The organism is Nocardioides coralli (assembly GCF_019880385.1).
Lineage (GTDB): Bacteria > Actinomycetota > Actinomycetes > Propionibacteriales > Nocardioidaceae > Nocardioides > Nocardioides coralli.
On record NZ_CP082273.1, the window covers coordinates 3,052,100 to 3,078,458 of the forward strand.

28 protein-coding genes are annotated in these 26,359 nt (G+C 69.6%); 15 read left to right on the plus strand and 13 right to left on the minus strand.

From position 1 onward, the window contains the following. Window positions 1–3 precede the first annotated feature (3 nt). Complete coding sequence (npdG, locus tag K6T13_RS15065; RefSeq protein ID WP_222895354.1) at window positions 4–681, minus strand: NADPH-dependent F420 reductase; 678 nt, start codon at window positions 679–681, stop codon at window positions 4–6. 195 nt (window positions 682–876) lie between these two features. On the opposite strand from npdG, the gene K6T13_RS15070 reads away from it, so the two are divergent. The 5 genes from K6T13_RS15070 (at window position 877) to K6T13_RS15090 (ending at window position 4,331) form a co-directional block, all read left to right on the plus strand. Beyond that, a complete protein-coding gene (locus tag K6T13_RS15070) occupies window positions 877–1,608 on the plus strand; it encodes a hypothetical protein (protein WP_222895355.1) in 732 nt (243 codons plus the stop codon). 85 nt (window positions 1,609–1,693) lie between these two features. Then, a complete protein-coding gene (locus K6T13_RS15075) occupies window positions 1,694–2,359 on the plus strand; it encodes a hypothetical protein (protein ID WP_222895356.1) in 666 nt (221 codons plus the stop codon). 3 nt (window positions 2,360–2,362) lie between these two features. Next, window positions 2,363–2,965, plus strand: a complete 603-nt coding sequence (locus K6T13_RS15080; protein WP_222895357.1) for a signal peptidase I — start codon at window positions 2,363–2,365, stop codon at window positions 2,963–2,965. 14 nt (window positions 2,966–2,979) lie between these two features. Beyond that, a complete protein-coding gene (locus tag K6T13_RS15085; RefSeq protein ID WP_249423809.1) occupies window positions 2,980–3,732 on the plus strand; it encodes a calcium-binding protein in 753 nt (250 codons plus the stop codon). Window positions 3,733–3,860: 128 nt separating this feature from the next. Next, a complete protein-coding gene (locus K6T13_RS15090; RefSeq protein WP_222895358.1) occupies window positions 3,861–4,331 on the plus strand; it encodes a hypothetical protein in 471 nt (156 codons plus the stop codon). Between the two features lie 26 nt (window positions 4,332–4,357). Here the strand turns inward: K6T13_RS15090 and K6T13_RS15095 are convergent, their stop codons facing one another. Together K6T13_RS15095 and galE are read right to left on the minus strand one after the other, a co-directional pair. Continuing rightward, window positions 4,358–5,125: an N-acetylmuramoyl-L-alanine amidase gene (locus K6T13_RS15095; protein ID WP_222895359.1), complete on the minus strand. Its 768-nt coding sequence runs from the start codon at window positions 5,123–5,125 to the stop codon at window positions 4,358–4,360. After that, a complete protein-coding gene (gene galE, locus K6T13_RS15100; protein WP_222895360.1) occupies window positions 5,125–6,138 on the minus strand; it encodes a UDP-glucose 4-epimerase GalE in 1,014 nt (337 codons plus the stop codon). The genes K6T13_RS15095 and galE overlap by 1 nt, the downstream gene beginning before the upstream one ends. Window positions 6,139–6,349: 211 nt before the next feature. Here galE and K6T13_RS15105 point away from each other — a divergent pair, with 211 nt between their 5' ends. Together K6T13_RS15105 and K6T13_RS15110 are read left to right on the plus strand one after the other, a co-directional pair. After that, on the plus strand, window positions 6,350–7,327 hold the full coding sequence (locus tag K6T13_RS15105) for a GDP-mannose 4,6-dehydratase (protein WP_222895361.1): 978 nt from the start codon (window positions 6,350–6,352) through the stop codon (window positions 7,325–7,327). A 215-nt stretch (window positions 7,328–7,542) separates the two neighbouring features. Continuing rightward, complete coding sequence (locus K6T13_RS15110; RefSeq protein WP_222895362.1) at window positions 7,543–8,997, plus strand: sugar transferase; 1,455 nt, start codon at window positions 7,543–7,545, stop codon at window positions 8,995–8,997. On the opposite strand, the gene rfbA is transcribed toward K6T13_RS15110, so the two are convergent. Then, window positions 8,991–9,860: a glucose-1-phosphate thymidylyltransferase RfbA gene (gene rfbA, locus K6T13_RS15115; RefSeq protein ID WP_222895363.1), complete on the minus strand. Its 870-nt coding sequence runs from the start codon at window positions 9,858–9,860 to the stop codon at window positions 8,991–8,993. The two genes, K6T13_RS15110 and rfbA, sit on opposite strands and share 7 nt — an antisense overlap. Window positions 9,861–9,933: 73 nt before the next feature. Here rfbA and rfbB point away from each other — a divergent pair, with 73 nt between their 5' ends. After that, window positions 9,934–10,932 (plus strand): dTDP-glucose 4,6-dehydratase, encoded by a 999-nt coding sequence (gene rfbB, locus K6T13_RS15120; protein WP_249423810.1) that lies wholly within the window; start codon window positions 9,934–9,936, stop codon window positions 10,930–10,932. A 9-nt stretch (window positions 10,933–10,941) separates the two neighbouring features. Here the strand turns inward: rfbB and K6T13_RS15125 are convergent, their stop codons facing one another. Continuing rightward, window positions 10,942–11,229 carry a DUF2516 family protein gene (locus K6T13_RS15125; protein WP_222895365.1) on the minus strand — a complete coding sequence of 96 codons (288 nt, stop codon included), beginning with the start codon at window positions 11,227–11,229 and terminating at the stop codon, window positions 10,942–10,944. 91 nt (window positions 11,230–11,320) lie between these two features. Here K6T13_RS15125 and K6T13_RS15130 point away from each other — a divergent pair, with 91 nt between their 5' ends. Beyond that, window positions 11,321–12,736 (plus strand): tyrosine-protein kinase domain-containing protein, encoded by a 1,416-nt coding sequence (locus tag K6T13_RS15130; protein ID WP_222895366.1) that lies wholly within the window; start codon window positions 11,321–11,323, stop codon window positions 12,734–12,736. Between the two features lie 169 nt (window positions 12,737–12,905). Here K6T13_RS15130 and K6T13_RS15135 read toward each other — a convergent pair whose 3' ends face one another. From K6T13_RS15135 to K6T13_RS15150, 4 genes are all read right to left on the minus strand, one after another. Further along, window positions 12,906–13,520 carry a hypothetical protein gene (locus K6T13_RS15135; RefSeq protein WP_222895367.1) on the minus strand — a complete coding sequence of 205 codons (615 nt, stop codon included), beginning with the start codon at window positions 13,518–13,520 and terminating at the stop codon, window positions 12,906–12,908. A gap of 8 nt (window positions 13,521–13,528) precedes the next feature. Beyond that, window positions 13,529–13,915 (minus strand): helix-turn-helix domain-containing protein, encoded by a 387-nt coding sequence (locus tag K6T13_RS15140; RefSeq protein ID WP_222895368.1) that lies wholly within the window; start codon window positions 13,913–13,915, stop codon window positions 13,529–13,531. A 214-nt stretch (window positions 13,916–14,129) separates the two neighbouring features. Next, entirely contained in the window at window positions 14,130–15,107 is a 978-nt protein-coding gene (locus K6T13_RS15145) for an asparaginase (protein WP_222895369.1), read from the minus strand. After that, window positions 15,104–15,466, minus strand: a complete 363-nt coding sequence (locus K6T13_RS15150) for a phosphomannose isomerase type II C-terminal cupin domain (protein WP_249423811.1) — start codon at window positions 15,464–15,466, stop codon at window positions 15,104–15,106. Before K6T13_RS15150 ends, K6T13_RS15145 begins: the two co-directional genes overlap by 4 nt. Before the next feature lie 52 nt (window positions 15,467–15,518). Here K6T13_RS15150 and cysC point away from each other — a divergent pair, with 52 nt between their 5' ends. From cysC to K6T13_RS15160, 3 genes are read left to right on the plus strand one after another with little or no spacing between them, the layout of a single operon-like run. Beyond that, window positions 15,519–16,811: an adenylyl-sulfate kinase gene (gene cysC, locus K6T13_RS15155; protein ID WP_249423812.1), complete on the plus strand. Its 1,293-nt coding sequence runs from the start codon at window positions 15,519–15,521 to the stop codon at window positions 16,809–16,811. Further along, window positions 16,808–17,347: an arsenate-mycothiol transferase ArsC gene (locus K6T13_RS17505; RefSeq protein ID WP_249423813.1), complete on the plus strand. Its 540-nt coding sequence runs from the start codon at window positions 16,808–16,810 to the stop codon at window positions 17,345–17,347. Before cysC ends, K6T13_RS17505 begins: the two co-directional genes overlap by 4 nt. Continuing rightward, window positions 17,344–18,351: a sulfite exporter TauE/SafE family protein gene (locus tag K6T13_RS15160; protein WP_222895370.1), complete on the plus strand. Its 1,008-nt coding sequence runs from the start codon at window positions 17,344–17,346 to the stop codon at window positions 18,349–18,351. Before K6T13_RS17505 ends, K6T13_RS15160 begins: the two co-directional genes overlap by 4 nt. On the opposite strand, the gene K6T13_RS15165 is transcribed toward K6T13_RS15160, so the two are convergent. Together K6T13_RS15165 and K6T13_RS15170 are read right to left on the minus strand one after the other, a co-directional pair. Continuing rightward, entirely contained in the window at window positions 18,352–20,088 is a 1,737-nt protein-coding gene (locus tag K6T13_RS15165) for a DUF4012 domain-containing protein (RefSeq protein WP_222895371.1), read from the minus strand. 75 nt (window positions 20,089–20,163) lie between these two features. After that, window positions 20,164–20,481 carry a hypothetical protein gene (locus tag K6T13_RS15170; protein ID WP_222895372.1) on the minus strand — a complete coding sequence of 106 codons (318 nt, stop codon included), beginning with the start codon at window positions 20,479–20,481 and terminating at the stop codon, window positions 20,164–20,166. Window positions 20,482–20,797: 316 nt separating this feature from the next. Here K6T13_RS15170 and cysD point away from each other — a divergent pair, with 316 nt between their 5' ends. The 3 genes from cysD to manA are packed head-to-tail and all read left to right on the plus strand — an operon-like array spanning window position 20,798 to window position 24,301. Beyond that, on the plus strand, window positions 20,798–21,718 hold the full coding sequence (gene cysD, locus K6T13_RS15175; RefSeq protein WP_222895373.1) for a sulfate adenylyltransferase subunit CysD: 921 nt from the start codon (window positions 20,798–20,800) through the stop codon (window positions 21,716–21,718). Window positions 21,719–21,738: 20 nt separating this feature from the next. Next, complete coding sequence (gene cysN / locus K6T13_RS15180) at window positions 21,739–23,031, plus strand: sulfate adenylyltransferase subunit CysN (protein ID WP_222898322.1); 1,293 nt, start codon at window positions 21,739–21,741, stop codon at window positions 23,029–23,031. Window positions 23,032–23,053: 22 nt separating this feature from the next. Beyond that, entirely contained in the window at window positions 23,054–24,301 is a 1,248-nt protein-coding gene (gene manA, locus K6T13_RS15185) for a mannose-6-phosphate isomerase, class I (protein WP_222895374.1), read from the plus strand. Between the two features lie 20 nt (window positions 24,302–24,321). Here the strand turns inward: manA and K6T13_RS15190 are convergent, their stop codons facing one another. Then, window positions 24,322–25,296, minus strand: a complete 975-nt coding sequence (locus K6T13_RS15190; protein ID WP_222895375.1) for a GDP-L-fucose synthase family protein — start codon at window positions 25,294–25,296, stop codon at window positions 24,322–24,324. After that, complete coding sequence (gene gmd / locus K6T13_RS15195) at window positions 25,293–26,327, minus strand: GDP-mannose 4,6-dehydratase (RefSeq protein ID WP_222895376.1); 1,035 nt, start codon at window positions 26,325–26,327, stop codon at window positions 25,293–25,295. The genes K6T13_RS15190 and gmd overlap by 4 nt, the downstream gene beginning before the upstream one ends. Window positions 26,328–26,359 lie beyond the last annotated feature (32 nt).

Genomic DNA, 26,359 nt, shown 5'->3' on the forward strand with positions numbered 1-26,359 from the left:
GGCTCAGACGTCGGTGACCCGGATGCCGGCGTGGGACTGGTAGCGGCGGTTGATGGCGATCAGGTTGGCCGTGAGCGCCTCGACCTGGTGGGCGTTGCGCAGCCGCCCGCCGTACACGCCCCGCATCCCGGGGATCGCGTCGGCCAGCGCCCGGACCAGGTCGGTGGCGTCGCGGTCGTCGCCGAGGACCAGCACGTCGGTGTCGACCTCGGCCACCTCGGGGTCGTCGAGGAGGACGGCGCTGACGTGGTGGAACGCGCCGACGACGACGGAGTCGGGCAGCAGCGCGGCGGCCTGCTGGGCGGCCGAGCCCTCCTCGACGGCGAGCGCGAAGGGACCCTGCTTGTCGAAGCCGAGCGGGTTGACGCAGTCGACGACGACCTTGCCGGCCAGCGGCCCGGCGAGCTCGCGGAGCAGGTCGGCGTGGCCGTCCCACGGCACGGCGACCACGACCACGTCGCCCGCGGCCGCGGCGGCGGCGTTGTCGGCGCCCGTGACCCGGCCGCCGGTGTCGGCAGCCAGCGCTGCGGCGGCCTCCTCGGCCCGTTCTGCCGACCGCGAGCCGAGCACGACCGGCAGGCCCGCCGTGGCCCAGCGCCGTGCCAGCCCACGGCCCTGCGGCCCGGTGCCGCCGAGCACGGCCACCGTCCGGTCGGCCAGCGGCTCGGGGAGGTCGGTCATGGCGGGTGAGCCTAGTGGTTCAGTCCACGCCACCGACCGCTTACGCAGCCTCACTCGAATCCACGCGCGATCTCGATGGGGCGGAGACCGTTTCATTGATTTTGACGTAGAGGCCCCGACATCACCTCTGGTCTCTTGTTGCGGTCAGTTCCAGGGGCTGCGGGGGGACCGGAGCCAGCACCAGGGGGTACACAGATGAAGCGCAAGAAGCAGCTCCTCTTCAGCGGAGCCACGATCGTCGCGGCTGTCGGCCTCGTCGCCGGCGCGGGGACCTTCGCCGCACTCGTCGACGTCGACGACAACAACAACAACCAGCTGCGGGCCGGCACCCTGCTGCTGTCCGCCGACACCCAGACCGAGGGTGACAACGCCAGCGACGTGCCGCCGAACCAGTGTGACGACTACCAGCAGGACGACTACACGGCGGGCTTTCAGGCGCCGCCGTTCGACAAGTTCCGTCCTGGAGCCGGCGGGCGACGTGCCAGCGACGGCACCTACGCCGAGGCGTTCAAGGTGGTCTGCATCCGCAACGACGGCAACATCGACGGCAACCTGTCGATCGACATCCCGAACGGCACCGTCCGCGACTACGAGAACGCCCACCTCGAGCCCGAGCAGGAGGCCGGCGACGCGACCCCGGGCACGGGCGAGTTCGGCGACCAGGTGCTGCTGAGCTACATCCGGTGGGCGCCCAACGGCGACGGTACGTGCACCTTCGCAGAGGCCGCCCCCAACTCCACCGGCGTCAACAAGACGCTGAAGGACCTTGAGGGTGACCCCGACATCTCGCTCGGCAGCCTCAACGCCGGCCAGGCGTCGTGCGTCGGTCTCAAGTTCTGGTGGAAGGACGGCCCGGGCTTCGACCCAAACCAGGCCATGGACGACACGGCTGAGTTCGACATCCAGTGGACGCTGAACCAGGCCTGAGTCACACCTCGTGAGTCTCGGTGGGGGCCGCCCGGCGGCCCCCACCGAGCCACCGATTTCCAGGGGGGCTGGGATGACCAGAGCAATGCTGTTCGGCGTGGCCAGTGCCACGGCGGCACTGGGATTGTGTGCCGGGGTCGCGACCACCGCATTCCTGCTGGACGCCGACGACAACCCGGACAACCGGCTGACGAGCGGGTCCATCGAGCTCTTTGGCTCACCCCGTCAGGACGCGGCGGCGGCAGCTTCCTGCAGCCCGGCGGACCTGGCCGCCGACGACTGGCGCGCCACCTTCACCCTTCCCTCCTTCGGCGACCTGCGGCCGGGCGAGACACGCGCGACCACCGTCTGTCTCAGGAACGGCGGCACCATCGACGGCGCCGTCTCCGTCCAGGCGACCGATGTCCGAGATTTCGAGAACACCTGCATCGACCCCGAGAGCGAAGCCGCTGACGTGTCGTGCGGCCCTCTCCAGGGCGAGCTGTCGGACCAGCTGCGTTTCGGCATCGCCACCTACACGCCCACCGGCGCCAGCTGCCTCGCCACGCCTGCACCACAGCAGTGGTTGACGATGGACCAGCTCAAGGCGGGTACTGGCGTCTCGGCCCTGCCCGGCGGCGCGCACACCTGTGTGTCTCTCACAGTGGACTGGCCGATGGCGCCGGACGCTGTCGGCCCGCTCGATCGAGACCGGGCCAACGGGGACTCCGCGGAGTTCGACCTCGTGTGGACGCTGGCCCAGGTGGTGTGATCGATGCCCACCACCGACCTCACTGACCAGACCGCCGCGGTGGCGCCCTCGGCGCCGGTGAAGCGCCGCCTCTGGGGCCGGGTCGCGTCCGTCCTTGCGACCACGGTCGTCGCCTCGGCCGTCCTTCTGGCCCTGGCTGTCCCCATCGCGCCGCGGATCCTCGGCTGGGACATCATGATCATCAGCACGCCGAGCATGGAACCGACGTACCCCGTCGGCACTCTCACCTTCGTCAAGCCCGTCACTGCCGCGGACGTCGAAGTCGGGACCCCACTTGTGTTCACGTCGCCCACGACCTCGACGGCCACCGTGACGCACCGGGTCGTCGAGCTCGTCCCGGTCGAGGGCGTTCAGCACTTCCGTACCCAGGGCGACGCCAACGACACCGCCGATGCGGGACTGGTGCCACCCCGCGACGTCGTCGGTGAGGTGGCCTTCGACGTGCCCCGCCTCGGCTGGGTGGTTGATCGCCTACAGCGTGATCCCACGCTGCTGATGGGCCTCGTGGCGATCCCTGCGGGCCTCATCATCGCCGGCGAGCTGCGCAACCTGCGTCGCAACCTCGGGTCCACATCCCGCAGGCGTCCCGACGAGGAGGAGCAGTGAGGAGGCCCGGGGCCGTGGTCGTGGCCCTGGCGTGCTTCACGTCGGGGTTCTCGCTGGCGGGCGCGACGACTACGGCTGCGAGGCTCGGGGACGCCGACGCCAACCCCCAGAACCGCGTGGCGGCAGGCACGCGCCTCTCTGACGTCCCGACGGAGTGCGCGGGCATGGTCTTCGACAAGGTGATCGTCGGAACTCCGGGGCCGGACCTGCTCATCGGCAAGTCGAGCGCGCGGGACCTCATCCTGGGGCATGGCGGCAACGACAAGATCTACGGAGCGCACGGCAACGACTGTCTCGTGGGCGGCTCCGGCAACGACCTCCTGATCGGCGGCGGCGATGTCGACACCCTGCTGGGAGGAACCGGACACGATCTGCTCGTGGCTCTGAGCCTGCCGCACCAACCGGACCTGCCCGGCAGGGATGCGCTCTACGGCGGCGAGGGTTGGGACACGTGCTTTGGCTTCGCGTCCGGACTGATCGTCGACTGCGAGGAGGTCCCTCACCCGGCTCTCGGGGACACCGAAGACGACGACGAGGACGACGAGGACGACGACAAGAACCCCCAGGGCGACGAGGGGCTCGTCGAAGACGACGAGGACGACGACGAGGACGACCACGAGGACGAGGGCGACGGCAAGGAAGCGGCTGAGCAGACCGAGGACGAGACCGACCGGACCGGGTCGACCAGCGGGACGCAAGAGGGGCAGAGCAGCGAGCCCGGCCCCTCGGAGGAAACCGGGACCGACGTCACGGGGGGTGAGGAATGAGACATCGAGCTTCGAGGCCCCGGTTCTCACGACACTTCCGGACGGCACTGGTCCCGCTCGTGATCATCGTCGTCGCGGGAGGTGGCGCCTCATCCGATGCGGCCGGTCGAGGCGGGCCGCTCCACGTCATGCAGCTCGTCGAGGGCCGGTGGCAGCCTGCCGACGGTCCCCTCTTCACCGAGCTGGCCCTCGCGCCCGGGCAGCCGCTGACGAGGCAGGTCCGATTGATCAGTGCCACCAAGCTGCCGGTACGGGTGACCGTGTCCACGCACGAGCTCTCGCAGGCCGAGAACGGATGTACCGAGAACGAGAGGGAAGCCGGAGACAACACCTGCGACCCGCATCAGGGCGAGCTGCCCGGCCACCTCCAGGTGATGGTGCGCTCGAACGGCGCCCTGCAGTATCGCGGATCCCTGTCCGGCCTGGAGGACGTGAAGGTGGCCAACTTTGGACCCTCTGGTCGCACCGCCGGCGTCGCCGTGACGCTGTGGCTGCCCGAGGCCAGTGCCAACGTCGTACAGTCGGACTCCCTCGAGTTCGGTCTGCGATGGATGCTGACCAGCCGACATGGTCACGTGGTCGGCAGTCGCTCGCACTGACCGACCCGCACCAAGCAGTGCGGGAGCTATCCCAGGAACCGGCGTACGCCGGCCAGCAGCCCGGCCGCGGCCCGGGCCTGCCCGCGGGGCGAGGTCAGCAGCCGCGCGTCACGCCGGTCGCGGAGGTTGCCGAGCTCGACGACGACCGCCGGCACGTCGGAGAGGTTGAGGGTGGCGAGGTCGCCGCGGCGGTCGATCCCGCCGGCGACGTACGGCACGGTGCGGAACGACCGGCCCTGCAGCCCGGACCTCACGGCCACCGCCAGCCGTCGGGAGGGCCGGGCGATGTCGCGGGTCCACCGCGGCCGGGAGGTCGGCGTGACCACGTGGAAGCCGCGCTGCCCGGGGGCGGCGCCGTCGGCGTGGATGCTGAGCTTGAGGTCGGCGCCGATCCGGTTGCCGGCGCGGCCGCGGGCGTCGACGCACGGCCCCCACCGGTCGAGCCGGTTGCTGGTGCGGGTCAGCACCACCCGGGCGCCGAGCGCCTCGAGCCGCCGCTGCAGCAGCCGGGTGACCCGCCAGTTGACGGTGGTCTCGGCCACGCCGGTGGCGGTCTCGGTGCCGGTGGTGTTGCAGGGCTTGCGGAACCCACCGGCCGGCACGAGTCGGGTGGTCTGCCGCGGGTACCGCTGGTTGCCGAGCTGGTGCCCGGCGTCGAGGACGACCGTCCGCCCGGCGAGCGGCTGCGCGCGACCGGCGGCCGGACCGGGGTCGTCCTGCGCGGCGGCGTACGGCGCCGGCGACCCGGCCGCGAGCACCCCCGCGACCAGCGCCAGGCCGGCGCGCCGCAGCATCAGCCGGCGTAGCCCTGCGGGTTCTGCGACTGCCAGCGCCAGGTGTCGGCGCACATGTCCTCGACCGACTTCTCGGTGCGCCAGTGGAGCTCGGCGTTGGCCTTGGCCGGGTCGGCGTAGGAGGAGGCGACGTCGCCGGGGCGCCGGCCGACGATCTCGTAGGGCAGGTCGCGGCCGACGGCCTTCTCGAAGGCGTGGAGGAGCTCGAGGACGCTGGTGCCGCGGCCGGAGCCGAGGTTCCAGACGTTGACGGCGTCCTGGGTGCGGTCGAGCGCCTCGAGGGCGGCGACGTGGCCGGCGGCGAGGTCCGCGACGTGGATGTAGTCGCGGACGCCGGTGCCGTCGGGGGTGTCGTAGTCGTCGCCGAAGACCTGCAGCTTCTCGCGCCGGCCGACGGCGACCTGGGCGATGTAGGGCATCAGGTTGTTGGGGACGTCGGAGGGGTCCTCGCCGATGGTGCCGGAGGGGTGGGCACCGACGGGGTTGAAGTAGCGCAGCAGCGCGAACCGCATCTCCGGCGATGCCACCGCCACGTCGCGCATGATCTGCTCCTGCATGACCTTGGTCCAGCCGTAGGGGTTGGTGGCGAAGGTCCGCCGGTCCTCGGTGGCGCCGGCCTGGTCGGTGCCGTAGACAGTGGCGCTGGAGGAGAACACCAGCTTGGTCACGTCGTGGCGCTGCATGGCGCGGAGCAGCGAGAACGTCGAGCCGAGGTTGTTCTCGTAGTAGTCCAGCGGCTTGGCGACGCTCTCCCCCACCGCCTTGTAGCCGGCGAAGTGGATGACCGCCTCGAAGGCCTCAGCCGCGAAGAGGTGGGCGGTCTTGTCGTGGTCGGTGAGGTCGAAGGCGTGGCACGGGATCGCGGTCCCGGTGAGCGCCTCCAGCCGGCCCAGCACCGCCGGGACGGCGTTGCTGAAGTTGTCGACGATCACCACGTCGTGGCCGGCCTCCACGAGCCGCACCACCGTGTGGGACCCGATGTAGCCGGCACCACCACTGACCAGAACCTTCATGCGCGGCAGACTACTGGGCGGCGTGGGTAGGCCCGCCCGGTGGTTTCGTGGCTCGCTCCGCTCGCACCTCAACCTCCGGCGCAGCCCACGTCCGGACGTTGAGGTGCAAGGAGCCCTGGCGACGAGCCTCGAAACGCCCGGCCCCCCACACCCAAGCCACCCCACGGAGGTCGAGCCCGTCGAGATCCCACCACGCTGGCATGATTCCCGCATGCCGACCGCGCTGATCACCGGCATCACGGGTCAGGACGGCCTCTACCTCGCCGAGCTCCTGCTCGCCAAGGGGTACGACGTGCACGGGCTGATCCGCGGCCAGAACAACCCCCGCCGCGACCTGGTGGAGAGCCTCGTGCCCGACGTGCGCCTCCACACCGGCGACCTGACCGACATGTCGAGCCTGATCCGCGCGCTGCGCGACGCCGACCCCGACGAGGTCTACAACCTGGGCGCGATCTCCTACGTCGCCTACTCGTGGGAGAACGCCTCTCTCACCACCGACGTCACCGCCAAGGGCGTGCTCCACCTGCTGGAGGCGGTCCGGCTCCACACCGGCGACGACCCCGGCCGGGTCCGCTTCTACCAGGCGTCGAGCTCGGAGATGTTCGGCAAGGCGCAGGCTGACATCCAGAACGAGACGACCCTGCTCTGGCCCCGCTCGCCGTACGGCGTCGCCAAGGTCTTCGCCCACTACATGACCATCAACTACCGCGAGTCCTACGGCATGCACGCCAGCTCGGGCATCCTCTTCAACCACGAGTCACCTCGCCGGGGCCCTGAGTTCGTGACCCGCAAGATCAGCCGGGCTGTCGCTCGGATCAAGCTCGGGCTGCAGGACCACCTCACCCTCGGCAACCTCGACGTCCAGCGCGACTGGGGCTTCGCGGGTGACTACGTGGAAGCCATGTGGCTGATGCTGCAGCAGCCCCAGGCCGACGACTACGTCATCGCCACCGGCGAGGCGCACTCGATCCGCGAGTTCGTCGACGCGGCCTTCCGAGCTGTTGGCATCGACGACTGGACGCGGTACGTCCGGCACGATCCTGACCTGCGTCGGCCCGCCGACGTGGACCGTGTCGTGGGAGATGCCAGCAAGGCCGAGCGCGTGCTGGGTTGGCGGCCGACGGTGCGGTTCCCCGAGCTGGTGCAGATGATGGTGGAGGCCGATCTCCAGGCGTCGCGCCCGGGGTGACCGCGTGCCGAGAGCCGTGGGCCACTGACGCCGCTGCCTGAACTGGTGCTCGACTCCTGGTCGGGTGCGGCTGGTGCGGATCGGGGACTTGTCAGAAAAGGCGGGCGAGTGGTACGGATCGCCAGACCTCCGGGCCCCCGGCGCGGTAGAACTGGCCGCATGGGATCACCGATGACGTGCGTCTGGCGCGAGCCGGACGGGTTCGGGATGACCCCATGACGACGACCGTCGCCTCCAGGGTGCAGCTGCCCGCCGAGCCCCGGTATCGCGCCCTCGCCGCGCTCCCGGCAACAGCACTGCTCATCGACCTCGGGGTTGTCGGGATCTCGATCCTCGTCGCAGCACAGCTCCGGCGAACCGGATTCCTGCTCGACTCAGAGACAGCGCTGAACAACCTCACCGTGCCCGGCACCGTCATGGCGGCCGGGTGGGTTTGCCTGATCGCGGTCAGAGGTGGCTACGACCGCGATGTCTTCGGCGCAGGGTTCGACGAGTTCAAGCGCGTCGCAACGGCCTCGGCGACCGCGGCCGCCGCCATCGGTATCGGCTGCTACATGATGAAGTACCAGCTCTCGCGCGGCTTCTTCGTCTTCGCGTTCGTGGTGGGCATCCCGATGCTGCTGACCGGGCGCTACCTGCTGCGAAAGACTCTGCACCGCGCCCGGCGGCGCGGCCACCTGCGTCGCAGGATCCTGCTCGTCGGCCACATGGGCTGTGTCGACGACATCGCTCGCACCCTGCGTCGGGAGCCGTGGCTCGGCTACGAGATCGTGGGTGCACTCACGCCACAGACGGAGCTCGACTCGGAAACCAGGGTCGGAGTCCCGGTGCTCGGGAACGTCGACGAGGCTGTGCAGCTGGCTCCGCGCCTGGGAGCCGAGCTGGTCTTCTTCACGGGTGGGGGCATGTCCTCGGCCAAGGAGATGAGGCGCACGGTCTGGGAGCTCGAGCGCGACAACATCAACGTCGTCGTGGCGCCGAGCGTGACCGACGTGTCCAAGGAGCGCGTGCAGATCCGCCCTGTGGCGGGCCTCCCCCTGATCCACGTCCAGGGAACCCGCACGCTGCGCGCGTCGCGTTGGGGGAAGCGCAGCTTCGACGTCCTCGGCTCGCTCGGCCTCATCGTGATGACACTCCCTGCCCTGGCGGTGATCACCCTTCTGATCAAGAAGCACGACCGAGGACCCGTCCTCTTCGGCCACACACGCATCGGCAGGGACGGCGAGCACTTCCGCTGCCTGAAGTTCCGCACGATGGTGCCCGACGCCGATGCGCAGGTCGACGGCCTGCGACGACGGCTCGGACGACAGGCGCTGCTCTTCAAGGACAAGGAAGACCCCCGCATCACACGTCCCGGCAAGTGGCTGCGGCGCTACTCACTGGACGAGCTGCCGCAGCTCTTCAACGTACTCCGCGGCGACATGAGCCTGGTCGGGCCGCGTCCCCAGGTGGCTGCCGAGGTAGCCCAGTACGACGAGTTCATGGCCCGCCGTCTCCACGTCCGTCCGGGGTTGACGGGCCTGTGGCAGGTCTCGGGACGCAACGACCTCGATGTCGACGACTCGGTCAGGCTGGACCTCTACTACGTGGACAACTGGTCGATGATGCAGGACATCATCATCCTGATGAAGACCGTGCGCGCAGTCATCAGCGCGAAGGGCGCCTACTGATCCTCCTCCAGCAGCGCCATCAGGTAGTCCCCATAGCCGCTCTTCTCGAGCCCCTTGGCGGTGGCCCGGAGCTGTTCGTCGTCGATGAACCCCATCCGCCAGGCGACCTCCTCCGGGCAGCCGATCTTGAGCCCCTGCCGGCTCTCGATGGCGCGGACGAAGTCGCTGGCGTCGTTGAGGTCGTCGAAGGTCCCGGTGTCGAGCCACGCTGCCCCGCGGGGCAGTACCTCGACCTTGAGCCGCCCCTCCTCCAGGTACATCCGGTTGAGGTCGGTGATCTCGAGCTCGCCACGGGCCGACGGCTTCAGCTCGCGGGCCCGTTGGACCACGTCGGGGCCGTAGAAGTAGAGCCCGGGCACGGCGTACGGGCTGCGCGGCTTGGCCGGCTTCTCCTCCAGCGAGATCGCGGTGCCGTTCTCGTCGAACTCCACGACGCCGTACGCCGTCGGGTCGGACACCCGGTAGCCGAAGACGGCCGCGCCGTCGATGTCCCGGAACCGCCGCAGGTGGATGCCCAGCCCGCCGCCGTAGAAGATGTTGTCGCCGAGGACGAGGGCGACGCTCTCGCCGCCAATGTGCTCCTCGCCGATGGTGAAGGCCTGCGCGAGCCCGTCAGGGCTGGGCTGCACGGCGTAGGTGATCGTCAGCCCCAAGGCCGACCCGTCGCCGAGCAGCCGCTCGAACTGGTCGGCCTCGTGGGGGGTGGTGATGACCAGGATCTCCCGGATCCCGGCCAGCATCAGCGTGGACAGCGGGTAGTAGATCATCGGCTTGTCGTAGACCGGGACCAGCTGCTTGCTGACCGCCCTGGTGATCGGGTGCAGCCGCGAGCCGGTGCCCCCGGCGAGGATGATGCCGCGCATGCGCCAGACCCTAGCGTCGGGCCGCCGAGGCTCGAACGCTGATGCCGCGCGGGCGGCCGTAGACTGCTCGACCGTGCAGCGGATCCTGGTCACCGGCGGCGCCGGCTTCATCGGCGCCAACTTCGTCCACCACCTCGTCGGCCACACCGAGGCGCGGGTCACCGTCCTCGACAAGCTGACCTACGCCGCCAGCGAGGAGGCGCTCGCCGAGCTGCCCAACGATCGGGTGGAGCTGGTGGTGGGCGACATCGTCGACGCGACCGTGGTCGACCGGTTGATCGGGGAGCACGACGCTGTCGTCCACTTCGCCGCCGAGTCACACAACGACAACTCGCTGTCGGACCCGAGCCCGTTCGTGCAGACCAACCTGGTCGGCACCTTCACCATCCTCGAGGCGGTCCGGCGGGCCGGCACCCGGCTCCACCACGTCTCCACCGACGAGGTCTACGGCGACCTGGAGCTCGACGACCCCGCGAAGTTCACCGAGGAGACGCCGTACCGGCCGAGCAGCCCCTACTCGGCCTCCAAGGCCGGCTCGGACCACCTGGTCCGAGCGTGGGTGCGCAGCTTCGGGGTCAACGCGACGATCTCCAACTGCTCCAACAACTACGGCCCCTGGCAGCACATCGAGAAGTTCATCCCCCGCCAGATCACCAACCTGCTCGACGGCGGCCGAGCCAAGCTCTACGGCGCCGGCGCCAACGTCCGCGACTGGATCCACGTCGACGACCACAGCTCGGCGGTGCTGACCATCCTCGAGCGCGGCCGGCAGGGCGAGACCTACCTGATCGGCGCCGACGGCGAGCTGAACAACCTGCAGGTCGTGCAGATGATCCTCAAGGCGCTCGGCCGCGCTGAGGACGACTTCGACCACGTCACCGACCGCGCCGGCCACGACCTGCGGTACGCCATCGACGCCACCAAGCTGCGCACCGAGCTGGGCTGGGAGCCGCGCTACCGCGACTTCGAGGAGGGCCTGTCCCGCACCATCGACTGGTACCGCGACCACGCCGACTGGTGGCAGCCCCACAAGCACGCCACCGAAGAGGCGTACGCCGCCAAGGGGCAGTGAGAGGTTGGTTCAGCGCTGGCGCAGGCCGCTGAGCGCCGGACGTACGTCGGCGAGGTAGACCAGGGCGGCGATCGTGAACGCCAGGTTGATGAGGTTCATCGGGTTGCCGACGAAGAGCAGGTTGGCGGCCACGCCGAGGCCGAGGATGGCCACCCACGCGGGCTTGGTGAGCTTGTCAGCGGCCCGGTAATGCTCCGGGGTGAACATCAGCGACGTGACGAGGGCGAAGATCTTCACGGCGAGGAGGGCGAGGGCGGCCACCAGCATGATCGTGCCCTCGATCTGGAAAACGTTCACCGTTCCAGCCTAACCGTCGACGGTTCCTGCCAGACGCGCCCGCGGGGTCTACAGTTCGGTGGACGGACGCCCCCCACCGAAGAGGGACTCAGTGGAGCTCAGGGACTACTGGAACACGATCCGCCGCCGGTGGGTGACAGTGGTGGCCTGTCTCGTGCTGGCCGTCGCCGCGGCGTCCCTCGTGACCTGGCAGACCACCCCGCTCTACCAGTCCACCGCCAAGGTCTTCGTCTCCACCAGCGAGAAGGACACCGCGACCGCCTATCAGGGCGGGCTCTTCGCCACCCAACGCGTCGCGTCCTACGCCGACCTGGTGAACGAGCCCTCCACGGCCGAGCGGGTCTCCAGCGCCCTCGGCGGCGACCTCGACCCGACCATGCTGGAGGAGAACGTCGAGGCAACGGTGGTTCCCGAGACCGTCATCCTCGAGATCAGCTTCACCCACCCGGACGCCGAGGTGGCACGAGACGTGGCGGCGACCTACGCCACCGGGATGCGCGAGATCGTGGCCGACCTCGAGACCCCCGCGGGCAAGGACCGGGCCCCGATCAACGCGTCGATGTACGGCTACCCCCAGGTCCCCGACTCACCGGTGTCCCCACAGCCGGTACGCAATCTCGGGCTCGCCGTCGTCCTCGGGCTGATGCTCGGTGTGGGGCTGGCGGTCTCCAGGGAGCTGCTGGACACCTCTGTCTCCTCGCCAGAGGACGTGCGCACGGTCACGGAGGCGCCGATCCTCGGCAACCTGCACACGGATCCGAAGGCCGTGTCCGAGCACCCGGCGAGTGTGCTGAAGGCGGCCACCCCCTGGTCCGAGGCGTTCCGAGTCCTCCGCACCAACATGCAGTACGTCGAGGTCGACCACAACAAGCGGGTTTTCGTGGTCACCAGCGCCCTGCCCGGGGAGGGGAAGTCGACGACGGCGGTCAACCTCGCCGTCACGCTCGCCCTCGCCAAGCAGCGGGTAGTGCTCGTCGAGTGCGACCTGCGCCGCCCGATGGTCGCCAAGCGCCTCAAGCTCGACGACGCCGTCGGCACCACCAGCGTGCTGATCGGCCAGGTCTCCATCGACGACGCGCTGCAGCCGTACCGGAGCACCGGCCTCAGCGTGCTCACCTCGGGTCCCATCCCACCCAACCCGTCGGAGCTGCTGCAGTCGGTGGCGATGGAGAAGCTGCTCGGCGACCTTCGCGACCGCTTCGACGTCGTGATCCTGGATGCCCCGCCGCTGCTGCCGGTGACGGACTCAGCGCTGCTGTCGGCCCAGGCCGACGGCGCGATCGTCGTGGTGCGCCACGGGAAGACCACGCGCGACCAGCTCGACCATGCCCTCGACCGGGTGGAGGCGGTCGACGCCAAGACCGCCGGCATCGTCATGAACCTGATACCGGCCAAGAAGGCTCGCTCGGGCTACGGCTACGGCTACGGCAACTACACGTACGGTCCGGAGCCCTCCAAGCCGACCAGTCGCAGGGCCAAGGGGCGACGTTCCCGCCGGGACGCCTGAGACCGTCGGCGAGCCGCCGCACCTGACCTCCCGCTGCTGCGGTCGTTGAGGTGCGAGCAGCGCCAGCGAGCAACGGCCCGGAGCCCCCAAGCGCACGCAGAGACCCCCGGACCAACAGGTCCGGGGGTCTCACACGTCAGAACAGCATCAGCTGCTCGTCGTCACTCCTTCAGTCGCCGACCTTCGCGGCCGCGTCGGTCGCCGCCTCGGCAGCGGACTCGGCGGTCTTCTTGGCCGCGGTCGCGGTCGCCTTGGCGCTGCTCTGCGCCGGCGAGCTCGACTTCTTGGCGGTGGAGGTCGTCTTCTTGGCGGTCGACTTGGCGCTCTTGGCCGTCGACTTCGAGGCCTTCTTGGCCTGCGTGCCGGTGGTCTTCGCCTTGGTGGTGGTGGTCTTGGCGTTGGACGCGGTCCGCTTGGTCGACTCCTGCTTGCGGACCCGGGTCACCAGGCCCTCACCCCGGACGACCAGGTCGCCGTAGACGTCGCCGACCTTGGCGGGCAGCTCGAGGGCCTCGCCCTGGAGCTCGGTGATCCGCTTCTCGATGGCGGCGCGCCGGGCCTTGGCGTCCTTGGAGATCGCGTCGACGCGGGAGTTGACCACGGTGGTGGCCTGGTCGCGCAGCGCCCTGGGCTCGAGCTCGATCTTGGAGACGTTCTTCTGGACGTCGGCGAAGCGCTTCTGGGCCTCGGTGACGTAGTCGCGGACGAGCTCGACGGCGAGGTCGGTCACACCCACGCCGGCGTAGAACGGCTTGGAAGCGGTCTTGATGTCGAACGTGGCCATGGACCAGTTCACTCCTCTGGGTTGGTGGTTGCGGTGTTCAGCGCCAGAAAGGACGCATAGACATCGAGCAGGGACTGTTTCTGTCGTTCGGTGAGCTTGCCGTCGCTGAGGATGGCCAGCTCCACCGCCCGATCCCCGGGGGGCGGGGTCTCTTCAGGACTCACGATCCCGGCCCGGAGGTAGAGGTTCTCTGCGGAGATCCGGAGCGCCTTGGCGATCTGCGCCAGGACCTCGGCGGACGGCTTGCGGAGTCCCCGCTCGATCTGGCTCAGGTAGGGGTTGGACACGCCAGCCTGCTCGGCGAGCTGCCGCAGCGAGAGCCGCGCCTGGAGGCGCTGCTCCCGGAGGTAGTCACCGAGAGACCCGACGGTCTTCCCGACCTTTCCCTTGGCCATGCCTCCATCGTGCTAGCCGCTGCTAGCAAAATGCAAACACAGCTAGCGTGATGCCCTTCACAGAGCCCAACACGGAGGTCGAGCCTGTCGAGACCACGCTGCAGGCCAGGCCCGGACCCACCACGCCAACCCACCACGCAGGGGGTTTCGTGGCTCGCTGGCGCTCGCACCTCAACCTCCGACCGTCCCCACGGAGGTCGAGCCTGTCGAGACCTCAGAAGCAGGCGCGGATCTCCCCCACCGGCTTCCCGCCCCCGAGCACCTCGAACCGACCGGTACGCCGCACGGCCTCCGCGTCGACACCGGGCTCGTCCAGCACTCCCGACCGCTCCAAGGCCGCCGCCATCAGCACCGGCCGCACCCGCACCGCTCCGTCGTCGGTCTTGAGCGCGAACGCCCGCCCATCGGGCAGCGCCACCGCGTAGCACGACTCGGCCCCGGCCTTCCCGATCGCGCCGGGGATCGCGGTCAGGAGCTCGCGCTCGTCGCGCCGCGTCCCGGAGACGTACTCCGGGTGGGCCCGGATCGCGTCAGCCACCCGCCGCGACCGCTCGTCGTCCTGGTCGTTCCCGTCCAGCCCCAGCGCGAGCCGCCGGAACGATCGCGCCAGACCGGTGAGCGAGGTCGACAGCAGCGGCGCCCCGCACCCGTCGACGGCAACGGCCGTCACCGGCTCACCGGTCATCTCCGAGAACGTCTCCCGGATCGCCACCTGCAGCGGGTGCTCGGGGTCGCGGTAGGTCGCGGTGTCCCAGCCGTTGACGACACAGGTCGCGAGCATGGCGGCGTGCTTCCCGGAGCAGTTCATGAGGACTTGCGCCTTCCCCCCGCCACCACGCATGACCGCCTCGCGCGCCTCGTCGTCCAGCGGATAGTCCGGGGGCGTCTGCAGCGCCGACTCATCGAGCCCCGCACCCTTGAGGATCCGCCGCGCCCCGTCGACGTGGATCTCCTCGCCCGAGTGGGAGGCGCAGGCGAGGGCCAGCAGCTCCCGCTCTAGGTCGAGGCCCAGCCGCACCATCGCCAGCGCCTGGATCGGCTTGTTGCACGACCGTGGCAGCACCGGCGACACGACGTCGCCGACCGACCAGTCCGTCGAGCCGTCCGCACGCAACGCGAGCAGCGAGCCGTAGTGGTGTCCCTCCACGAAGCCCGACCGGACGATCTCGGCGACGGTCACCGGCGCGCTCATGAGGTCCCGCACCGGCTGTAGTCGTCCTCGAGTCGCACGATGTCGTCCTCCCCGGTGTAGTGGCCCCGCTGGATCTCGATGATCACCAGCTGCTCGTCACCGTTGTTGCAGATCCGGTGCGCGGCCCCGACCGGTACGTCGACGTGCTCACCCAGCCGCGCGACGACGGTCTCACCGTCGATGATGCAGGTGGCGGTGCCGGCCACGACGAGCCAGTGCTCCGAGCGGTGCTCATGCGTCTGGTAGGACAGCCGGTGGCCGGGGCTGACCTCGATCCGCTTGACCTTGTAGCCCGGGCCCTCGTCCAGCACGCTCCAGCGTCCCCAGGGGCGCTCGGCCGACATCTCGTGGGATGACACAGCCTGCACCCTAGCCAGTGGTCCTGAGCGGTCTGGGTGGCAGGATGCATCCGTGCCACCGCCGTCCGTGCCCCAGCACTGCCCCAGCCCGCGGGAGCTCGACGACCTCGAGCTCCTGGCCTCGGGTGCGCTCGCGCCGACCGCAGCCTTCAACGAGCCGGGCAGCCCCGTCACGCTCACACTGCCCGCCGAACTCGGGGAGGCCGAAACCGTCGAGCTGGTGGACCCGGAGGGCCTTCCGCTGGCACGGGTAAGCAAGGCGACGGGCGAGCTGGAGGTCCTCAGCCACCACGAGCACGGCCCGTTCCGACGGCTCTATCTCTCCCCCGACCAGGTCAGGGAGCAGTACGCCGGGCGGACCTTCGTGCCCGTGACCGGAGCGCTGACCCGCGCCCAGCTCGACGAGCTCGCCCGGCTCGACCGCAAGCTGGTGCTGCTGGCCCTGATCGGCACCGGCACGCCCGACCTTTCGCCGACCGCCACCGTCCGCGCGACCCTGCTCGCGGCCGACCGCCTGGGCGGCGCGGTGGTCGCCATCCCGCTCGCGAGCCACGGCGACCCCGAGGTCGACCACGACCTCGGCGTCCGGGTGGTCACCGCCTACGCCGGCCCGGACCCCGTCCACGCCCTTGCCGAGCCCGACCCCACGTCGGTCGAGCCTGTCGAGACCACGGAAGGCCCTACGCCCACCCACTCCACGCCGGTCGAGCCTGTCGAGACCACCCTCACCGACCTCTACCCCGACGACATCGCCGCCATCGTCGCGGCCGACCAGCCGCCCCCCGACGAGCAGGGCCTGGTGCTGTTCTTCACCGGCCTCTCCGGGAGCGGCAAGTCGACGCTGGCCCGCGCGCTGATGGACCGGATCCTCGAGCAGACCGACCGACCGGTCACCAGCCTCGACGGTGACGTCGTCCGTCGCCACCTCTCGGCCGGTCTCACCTTCTCCAAGGCGGACCGGGAGACCAACATCCGCCGCATCGGCTGGGTCGCAGCCGAGATCTCCCGCCACGGCGGGATCGCCGTCTGCAGCCCGATCGCCCCCTTCGCCGAGACCCGGGAGCAGGTGCGCGAGATGGTCGACGCCGCGGGCGGTGCCTTCTTCCTGGTCCACGTGGCCACGCCGCTCGAGGAGTGCGAGCGACGCGACCGCAAGGGCCTCTATGCCAAGGCGCGGCGCGGCGAGATCCCGGAGTTCACCGGCATCTCCTCCCCCTACGAGGAGCCGGACGACGCCGTCGTGCGGGTCGACACCACCGGCCGCTCCATCGAGGACGCCCTTGACGACGTCACCCACGCGCTCCGTGAGCACGGCTACCTCGACCTGCAGGACGCGCCGCCGTGACCGAGCCCCTCAGGGTGCTCTTCGTGTGCACCGCCAACATCTGCCGCTCCCCCTTCATGGAGCTGCTGGCCGACTCGCTCGCCGACGAGAGCGTCACGGTGAGCAGTGCCGGCACCCACGGTTTCGACGACCACGAGATGGATCCGGTGATGGCGGCGCAGCTGACTGCTCGCGGCTTGACCAGCCGCGGGTTCCGCAGCCGGTCCCTCACCCGCGAGCTGGTCGACGCCGCCGACCTGGTGCTGACGGCCGAGGGAGCCCACCGCACGATCATCCTGGCCGACCAACCGGGCGCGTTCCGCAAGGTGTTCACCCTCGGCCAGTTCGCAGCGGCGGTCGAGGACTCCGGCGACGCCACCGGACACGCCCTTCTCGAGACCGTCGGGACCCGCCGACCCCCGGCCGACCCCGACCTCGACGTGGTCGACCCCTACGGCCGCGGGACCGAAGCAGCCGCGACGGCCTCGGACCAGATCGAGGCGCTGGTGCGCGTCGTCATCCCCGCCCTCACCCGATCCGGGAGGATCAGCGCATGATGGACCTGCTCACCACCGCTTTCTTCGCGATCCTCGCGGCCGGCTTCCTGGTCGGGATCGTCGTCGGTCTGACCGGCATGGGCGGTGGCGCCCTGATGACCCCGGCCCTGATCTTCCTCGGCGTCGGCGACGCCGCCACCGTGGTCACGGCCGACCTCACCGCCGCCGCGGTCTACAAGACCGGTGGCGCCGTGGTGCACCAGCGGGAAGGGACGCCCAACCTCACGCTCGCCAAGTGGCTGATCATCGGGTCCGTCCCCACCGCCCTTCTCGGGCCCTATCTCGTGTCGTGGATGACCGAGGACACCGACGAGCTCAACCGGGTCCTCAAGCTCTGCATCGGTTTCGCGCTGCTGCTCGCCGCACTCACCTACGCGCTGCGGCTGTGGATCAACCTGCGACGCGTCCGGGCCGGCAAGCACGAGGAGAACGACAACCCCAAGATCCGGATTGTCCCCACCCTGCTCGTCGGCGCCGTCGGTGGCCTCCTGGTCGGCATCACCAGCGTCGGCTCCGGCTCGGTCATCATGATCTGCCTGCTGATGCTCTACCCCGGCCTCTCCGCCGCGAAGCTGGTCGGCACCGACCTCGTGCAGGCGGTACCGCTGGTGCTCGCGGCCGCGCTGTCCAACATCGCCCTCCACGGCCTCGACTGGGGCGTGCTGATCCCGCTGCTCATCGGCTCCGTGCCCGGCACCATCCTCGGCGCCCGGCTGGCGCCTCGGGTCAAGCAGTCGTTCATCCGCCGCGGCATCGTCGTGGTGCTGACCATGTCTGGCGTGGCCCTGCTCGACAAGGCCGGCTGGGCCCCGCTCGGCGCCGGCGAGGACGAGACCTCGCCGCTGCTGATCGCCGTGGTTGGTCTCGTGATGGTGTTCCTGGTGCCCCTGGTCTGGGGCGTCATCCGCCGGACCCAGGGCATGCCCATGTTCGGCTCCCCCACGGTCGCCGAGCTCGAGGATCCGAGCTATCGGCCCGGCATCGTCGGGATGAAGAAGATCTGATCAGCAGGCGCTGCTGAAGCCCCACCGGTTGCGGCCCGGGACCACGCTGGGGGTCATCTCGAGCACGCCGTCCGCTGTCTGGCCGGGGCCGGTCTCCATGTCCCACCGGACCACCACGTCGTCGGTGGACGAGAGTGCCGCCACCACGGTCGCGACGGGGCGACCGTCGAGCTCGACGATCTTGGTGAACTTGTCGACGCGCTCACCGTTGAGCCGGATCTCCCCGATCGACCCCCCATGGGGGGCGTAGATCCGCATGAGCACGAGCTGCGACCCCGGCGTGGTGCCATACCTGCCGCCCCCGGTCACGTAGTCCGGCAGCACCCGCGCGTCCCGCGGCGAGATGGACTGGCGGAGCGTCACCGAGCCCTGGAGAGATTGGCGCCCATCCTGACAACCGCCCGCACTGACGTCGCCGTAGTAGCGCAAGAAGTAGGACATCTTCGAGCCGGTTGCGTCGTTGAGCGCGACATGGACATGGGGGGTCTCCCCGTCGTCACCGGGAAGCGCCCCGAGAACGTCGGAACCCGCGAGGAGCTCGGCCTCGGCGTTCTCGAACGGCGCCACCAGGAGTCGGCCCTCGGCTGACGCGCGAGACAGACCCTGAACGAGATCGACGGGCGACTCCGGGTCGCCGGTGACGGCGTCGAAGACCGCCCGGGCGGTGTCGGCGAAGAGCCGGTCCTGCTCCCCCGGTGTCAGCTCCAGATAGGGGCGGTGGAGCAGCTCATCGACGATGTTGTCGGGCGTGAGTGTCGTGCCGCGCGTCTCGACTGGTCCGGCACCCCCGAGGAGGTAGGAGAGGGCAACCGGGTCGAGGGCGACAACCCCGTCCAGGGGCTCCTCCGGGTAGTCCAGGGCGAATCGCTCGCGCCAGAGCTCGGCGGCGCGAGGGAAGTCCGGCGTGAAGTTGGCGTTGACGAAGTAGGTGCCGTGGACGTCGCCGTAGATGCCTCGCTCCGCCTTCGACAGACCCACGGGCTCGGGGAGCACGGCGAACCCGCCTCCGGCGCCCTGGCGCGCCATCCGAAGCCGGCCCCGGTCAGCTTCGACGGTGGCCCACGACCCGGGTAGACCACCGGTCGCCCTGATCTCGGCGTTGTTCTGGAAGATCAACAGATAACGCCTCGGCTCGTCGCCGCCCAGCATGGTCGGCAGCGCTCTCGTTGCCGTGAGGCCAGACGCGAGGGCCGCATCGGCGTCGGTGACCATCTCGACGTACTCCTCGAACTGCTCGCGGACGGCGCCGGAGAGGTCGCTCGCCTCGATACCGGCCACCTCGTCCCGTGCCAACGCGACCGCACCATGAGCCTGCGCGACGGGGGCCTGCAGCTGCCGGGCGACGCCGATGGCGACCCGACCGTCGTGGCTCAGGCGGGGGAGCAGGTCGAGGACCGTGGCGAGCGGGTCGAGCCCGCGACCGGTGAGCGTGTCGAGCGAACCACTCAGCGCGCGGACCGCGGCGGCATCGTCTCCCACCACGGGAACCCGCGTCATCACGGACCACCAGAGACCGTCCGTGTGCTCGGCTGCGTCTGCCGCTGCCGCGCGGAGGTCGTCCGCAGCGTCACGCTGCGCTTGCTGGCCTTCATCCGCGGTCTGCCGGAGTCGCTCGGCGGCCGAGCGCGCATCGAGCAGATCGGAGCGGACCTGGAGCACCAGCCAGCCGGTGTGGGTCCCGGCGGCCAGGACGGCAAGCAGCGCAGTCAGGACCAGGAGGCGTCGGGGGGTGAGCACGTTCGCGCTCATTCCAGGCGTGCCGACGCCCCAGCCGTCACCACGGCCGAGGCGTCAGCGCCAGGGTCTGACCGCTCAGCGACGGCCGCGCGGGCGAACGCGCTGCTCGAACGTGTCGCGGCAGTTCGTGTAGACGGAGTCTCTGGGGGTGGAGTTGAACCACACCCGCACGATGTAGTTGCCCCGGGGCAGCTTCTTGCGGAACGAGTACTTGTTCCAGCCGGGCCCGTTGTAACGGCGCCGGTGCTCCGCCACGATCAGGCCGTTGCGCGCGCGCTCGTACGTGAAGGTCGCCCATCCCTGGGGCTCGCCGGGGTCGACACGGAGCTTGACCTTGGCCGGGGCCCCGACCCGGGGGCTGTTGATGGCCTGGCCGGTGCAGGTCGTGCTCACCGAACCCGGGTACGGCGGCGGTTCGGTGGCCCCGCCCCGGGGCGGTTCGGCGGCCGACTGAGAAGCCGACACCCCTACCAGCCCGCTGGCCACCAGCACGCTCATGGCAACGTAGCTCGTCAACTTTCGCATGAGATCTCCCACGATTTTGCGAATGGTGGGCTTACTCAAGCACAGGCTGTCCCCGGATGCAGTCACTTCCGGGGCACGGCGGGGAGGTGGGTGCGGGCTGCCGGTTGAGACCGGGATTTGAGCCCCCGCCGGAGACCCCGGCTAGCATGGCTCCGCCCAGCACGAGGAGAGGTACCCCAAGCTGATGAGTGCACCCCCGACGCATGTCGACTACCAGCTGAGCCAGCTCGACCAGCTGGAGGCGGAGTCGATCCACATCTTCCGTGAGGTCGCCGCCGAGTTCGAGAAGCCCGTCCTGATGTTCTCGGGCGGCAAGGACTCCATCGTGATGCTCCGGCTCGCGGAGAAGGCCTTCTTCCCGGCCAAGATCCCGTTCCCGGTGCTGCAGGTCGACACCGGCCTCGACTTCCCCGAGGTGCTGGAGACCCGCGACCGCTGGGTGAGCCGCCTCGGCGTCAACCTGGTGGTCGCGAGCATCGACGAGGCCATCGAGAAGGGCATCGTCGTCGACGACGGCAAGACCTCCCGCAACCGCCTTCAGATCGGCACCCTGCTCAACGCGATCGAGGAGAACGGTTTCACCGCCGCCTTCGGTGGCGGTCGCCGCGACGAGGAGAAGGCCCGGGCCAAGGAGCGCGTCTACTCCCACCGCGACGAGTTCGGCCAGTGGGACCCCAAGAACCAGCGCCCCGAGCTGTGGAGCCTCTACAACGGCCGGCTCCACGAGGGCGAGCACATGCGGATCTTCCCGATCTCGAACTGGACCGAGCTCGACGTATGGTCCTACATCGCCCGCGAGGGCATCGAGATCCCCAGCATCTACTTCGCCCACCAGCGACGGGTCTTCGAGCGCGGCGGGATGCTGATGACCGAGACCCCGCTCAACCCGTGCAAGGACGGCGAGGTCGCCGAGGAGCGCACCGTCCGCTTCCGCACCTGCGGCGACATCACCCTGACCGGCTGCGTGGAGTCCACGGCCAGCACGGTGGAGGAGATCATTGAGGAGATCGCCGTCGCCCGCGTCACCGAGCGCGGCGCCACCCGCGGAGACGACAAGTTCTCCGAGGCCGCCATGGAGGACCGCAAGAAGGAGGGCTACTTCTGATGGCCCAGAGCGACACCGAGATGACCACCGGCGAGCAGGCCGTGGAGAACGTCACCCAGAACATGGACTTGCTGCGGTTCGCGACCGCCGGCTCTGTCGACGACGGCAAGTCGACCCTGATCGGGCGGCTGCTGCTCGACTCGAAGTCGATCTTCGAGGACCAGCTCGAGGCCGTGGAGTCGTCCTCGCAGGCCAAGGGCTACGACTACACCGACCTGGCGCTGCTGACCGACGGCCTGCGTTCGGAGCGCGAGCAGGGCATCACCATCGACGTGGCCTACCGCTACTTCGCGACGCCCAACCGCAAGTTCATCATCGCCGACACCCCCGGCCACATCCAGTACACCCGCAACATGGTCACCGGCGCCTCGACCGCCGACCTCGGGCTGGTGCTGGTCGACGCGCGGCAGGGCCTGACCGAGCAGAGCCGTCGCCACGCGGTGCTGCTGTCGCTGCTGCGGGTGCCCCACCTGGTGCTGGCGATCAACAAGATGGACCTGGTGGACTACTCGCAGGAGATCTACGAGAAGATCCACGCCGAGTTCAAGCAGTTCGCGACCAAGCTCAACATCCCCGACCTCGAGGTCATCCCGATCTCGGCCCTCAAGGGTGACAACGTGGTCGAACGCAGCGAGCACATGCCGTGGTACTCCGGCTCGACGCTTCTCCACCACCTCGAGCACGTCCACGTGGCCTCCGACCGTGACCTCGTCGACGTCCGGTTCCCGGTGCAGTACGTCGTGCGGCCGAAGTCCGACGACTACCACGACTACCGCGGCTATGCCGGCCAGGTCGCCGGCGGCGTCCTGAAGCCGGGCGACGAGGTCGTCGTCCTGCCGTCGGGGATGACGTCGAAGATCTCGAAGATCGACCGTTTCGACGAGGAGATCGACGAGGCGTTCCCGCCGATGAGCGTCACCGTCCACCTCGAGGACGACGTCGACGTCTCGCGCGGCGACATGATCGCGAGGATCAAGAACGCTCCGAAGCCGGCGCAGGACATCGACGCGATGGTCTGCTGGATGACCAACACCCCGCTGCGGCCGCGGCAGAAGCTGGCCATCAAGCACACCACCCGCACCGGCCGGACGATGGTGAAGGACATCCAGTACCGCCTGGACGTCAACACCCTCCACCGCGACCAGGACGCGACCGAGCTCGAGCTCAACGAGATCGGTCGGGTCCAGCTGCGCACGACCGTGCCGCTGCTGTGCGACCCCTACTCCAAGAACCGGACGACCGGCTCGTTCATCCTCATCGACGAGGCGACCGGCGTGACCGTCGGCGCCGGCATGATCAACACCGGCAGCTGAGGTCCTGCGTTCGGGCAGACCCATGTACCGCCTCCGGAACCCCGTGCGTCACTACGCATGGGGTTCCGGCTTCCACATACCCCGTGCCCTCGGCGAGCAGCCCGACGGACGGCCGTGGGCCGAGCTGTGGATGGGGTCCCATCCCAGCGACCCCTCCCTGCTGGACGACGGCACGCGCCTCGACGAGGTGATCGCCGCCGATCCCGGGAGCATGCTGGGCGAACCAGTCGCCTCGTCGTTCGGCCGGCTGCCGTTCCTCATGAAGCTGCTGGCAGCCGGCGAGCCGCTGTCGCTGCAGGTCCATCCGACCAGCGAGCAGGCCGCGCGCGGCTTCGCGGCGGAGGACGCCGCCGGCATCGGCCTCGATGCCCCGGAACGGTGCTACCGCGACGCGTCGCACAAGCCTGAGCTGATCTACGCCCTGACGCGCTTCGAGGGCATGGCCGGGTTCCGCGACGCCAATCGGACGGCCCTGATCCTCCGCGAGCTGCGCCTCGACTGGTTGGACACCATCGCCGACCGTCTGGAGGGCGCGCGAGACCCGAGCAGCGCCCTGCGCTCCGTGGTCGGCGAGATCCTTGGCTGGCAGCCCGAGGAGGTGGAGCGCACGCTGAGGCAGCTCGCGACCGCTGCCGAGGAGGCCCGCCGCAGACTTCACCGCCCACCAGGCCGGCGACGTCCTGCGTACGTGTCGGCCGAGAGCGTGCAACGGGAGGCGCTGCGGGTGTGCGAGATGGCCCCGTCCCTGGCAGCTCGATACCCGGCAGACCCGGGGGTGATCGTGACCCTGTTGCTGAACCACGTCGTGCTCGCAGCAGGAGAGGCGATGTTTCTGCCCGCCGGCAACATCCACGCGTACACGTCGGGGTTCGGTGTCGAGATCATGGCGTCGTCCGACAACGTCGTCCGGGCGGGTCTCACGCCGAAGTACGTCGACATCCCCGAGCTGCTTCGCATCGCCGACTTCGACCCGACACCGCCACCTCGGTGGGCACCGGCGGAGCCGGTCCGGTTCGGGTTGGAGCTGTTCCGGCCACCGGTCGACGAGTTCGAGCTGCTCGTGGCAGCTCGGCGTCGAGACGTGCGGATCGGTGCCGGACCGTCGCTGGTGCTGGCCCTCAGCGGCTCGGTCGATGTCGTGGAAGCAGGGGAGGCCAGCACGCTGGCGGCCGGCGAGGCCGCGTACGTGCAGTCGGTGGACGCGCAGGTCGACGCGGCGCAGGGCCGCGTCGCCATCGGCCGGTGTCCCGGCGGACTTGCCATGGGGTGACAGCGCCCGCGACGCAGACGTCAGCCGACCTCTCGGACGGTCTGGACGTGCCGCCGGTACCACTCCACGGTTGACTCGAGACCGTCGCGGAGGCCGATGCGTGCCGTCCAGCCCGCCGTGGCGAGCTTGGTGACGTCCAGCAGCTTCTGCGGAGTCCCGTCGGGCTTGGAGGTGTCCCACGACGTCTCGCCGTCGAAGCCGACGACATCGCTGACGAGCCCTGCGATCTCTGCGATGGTCGCGTCCCTGCCCGTCCCCACGTTGACCTGTTCAGGGCCGTCGTAGTTCTCGAGGAGGTGGAGGCAGGCGTCGGCCATGTCGTCGACATGCAGGAACTCGCGGCGGGGCCGGCCGGTGCCCCAGTTGGTCACCTGCGGCGCCCCTGCTCGCTTCGCCTCGTCGTACCGGCGGATCAGCGCGGGCAAGACGTGCGACCCCGTCGGAGAGAAGTTGTCCCCTGGACCGTAGAGGTTCGTCGGCATGGCAGAGATCCATGGCAGCTGGTGCTGACGACGCGTTGCCTGCACCTGGAGGATGCCGGCGATCTTGGCGATCGCATAGGCGTCGTTGGTCGGCTCGAGGTGGCCAGTCAGCAGCGCGTCCTCCCGGATCGGCTGGCGCGCATGCTTGGGGTAGATGCACGAGGATCCCAGGAACAGCAGACGCTCGACCCGCTGCTCGAGCGCGGCGTCCATGACGTTGAGCTGGATCTGCAGGTTGTCGCTGAGGAACTCGTGCGGGTACGTGCTGTTGGCGAGGATCCCGCCGACCTTGGCAGCGGCGAGCACCACGTAGCGCGGCCGATGCTCGCTCAGGAAAGCGGCCACTGCCCCGCGGTCACGCAGGTCGAGCTGGGACGAGCTCGCACCCACCAGGCGCCCGAACCCTTCACTCTCGAGCTTGCGCCAGATCGCCGACCCGACAAGACCCCGGTGGCCGGCGACGTAGAAGACGGCGTCCCGATCGAGCGGGGCTGGGGTGTAGTCGAGCGTCACTGATCGGCCCCGGGCCAGCCGGGCAGCCGAACCTGGTCGATCCAGTACTCGCCCTCGTGATCGAGTGCCTGGATGTCCGCATCGACCATGATCCGAGCCAGCTCGGCCGTGTCGACCTGCGGCACCCAGTCGAGCTTCTCCTTCGCCTTGGTCGCGTCGCCAACGAGGGCATCCACCTCGGTTGGCCGGAGGTAGCGCTCGTCGAAACGCACGTGCTTCTCCCAGTCGAGCCCGGCGTGCTCGAAGGCGGCAACCACGAAGTCCCGGACGGTGAAGCTGCCTCCCGTGGCCAGCACGTAGTCCTCCGGCTCATCCGCCTGCAGCATCCGCCACATGCCTTCGACGTACTCGGGGGCATAACCCCAGTCGCGGACGGCGTCGAGGTTGCCCATGTAGACGTAGTCGTCGAGTCCCGCCTGGATCCGGGCCACCGCCCGCGTGACCTTCCGCGTCACGAACGTCTCTCCGCGGCGGGGCGACTCGTGGTTGAACAGGATCCCGTTGACGGCGAAGAGCCCGTAGCCCTCGCGGTAGTTCCTGGTGACCCAGTAGGCGTAGACCTTCGCTGCACCGTAGGGCGATCGCGGGTAGAAGGGCGTCTGCTCGTTCTGGGGCGGGGGCGTGGCGCCGAACATCTCCGACGACGACGCCTGGTAGTACCGACACTTCACACCGGCGACACGAACCGCCTCGAGCAACCGCATGGCACCGATTCCCGTGGTGTTGCCCGTGTGCTCGGGTTCGTCGAAGCTGACCCGGACGTGCGACTGGGCGGCGAGGTTGTAGACCTCGTCGGGATCGATCTCGGCGAGGAGCGTGGTCAGGCGTGCGCCGTCGGAGAGGTCGCCGTAGTGCAGGAAGAGCTTGGCCTCCGGGTCGTGCGGGTCGACGTAGAGGTGGTCGATCCGCGAGGTGTTGAAGGTCGACGCCCGGCGGATCAGGCCGTGAACCTCGTACCCCTTGCCCAGCAGCAGCTCAGCAAGATAGGACCCGTCCTGCCCGGTGATGCCCGTGATCAGCGCGCGCTTCATGCTCTCCCCTGCCGATGTTGGATGCGGGCACA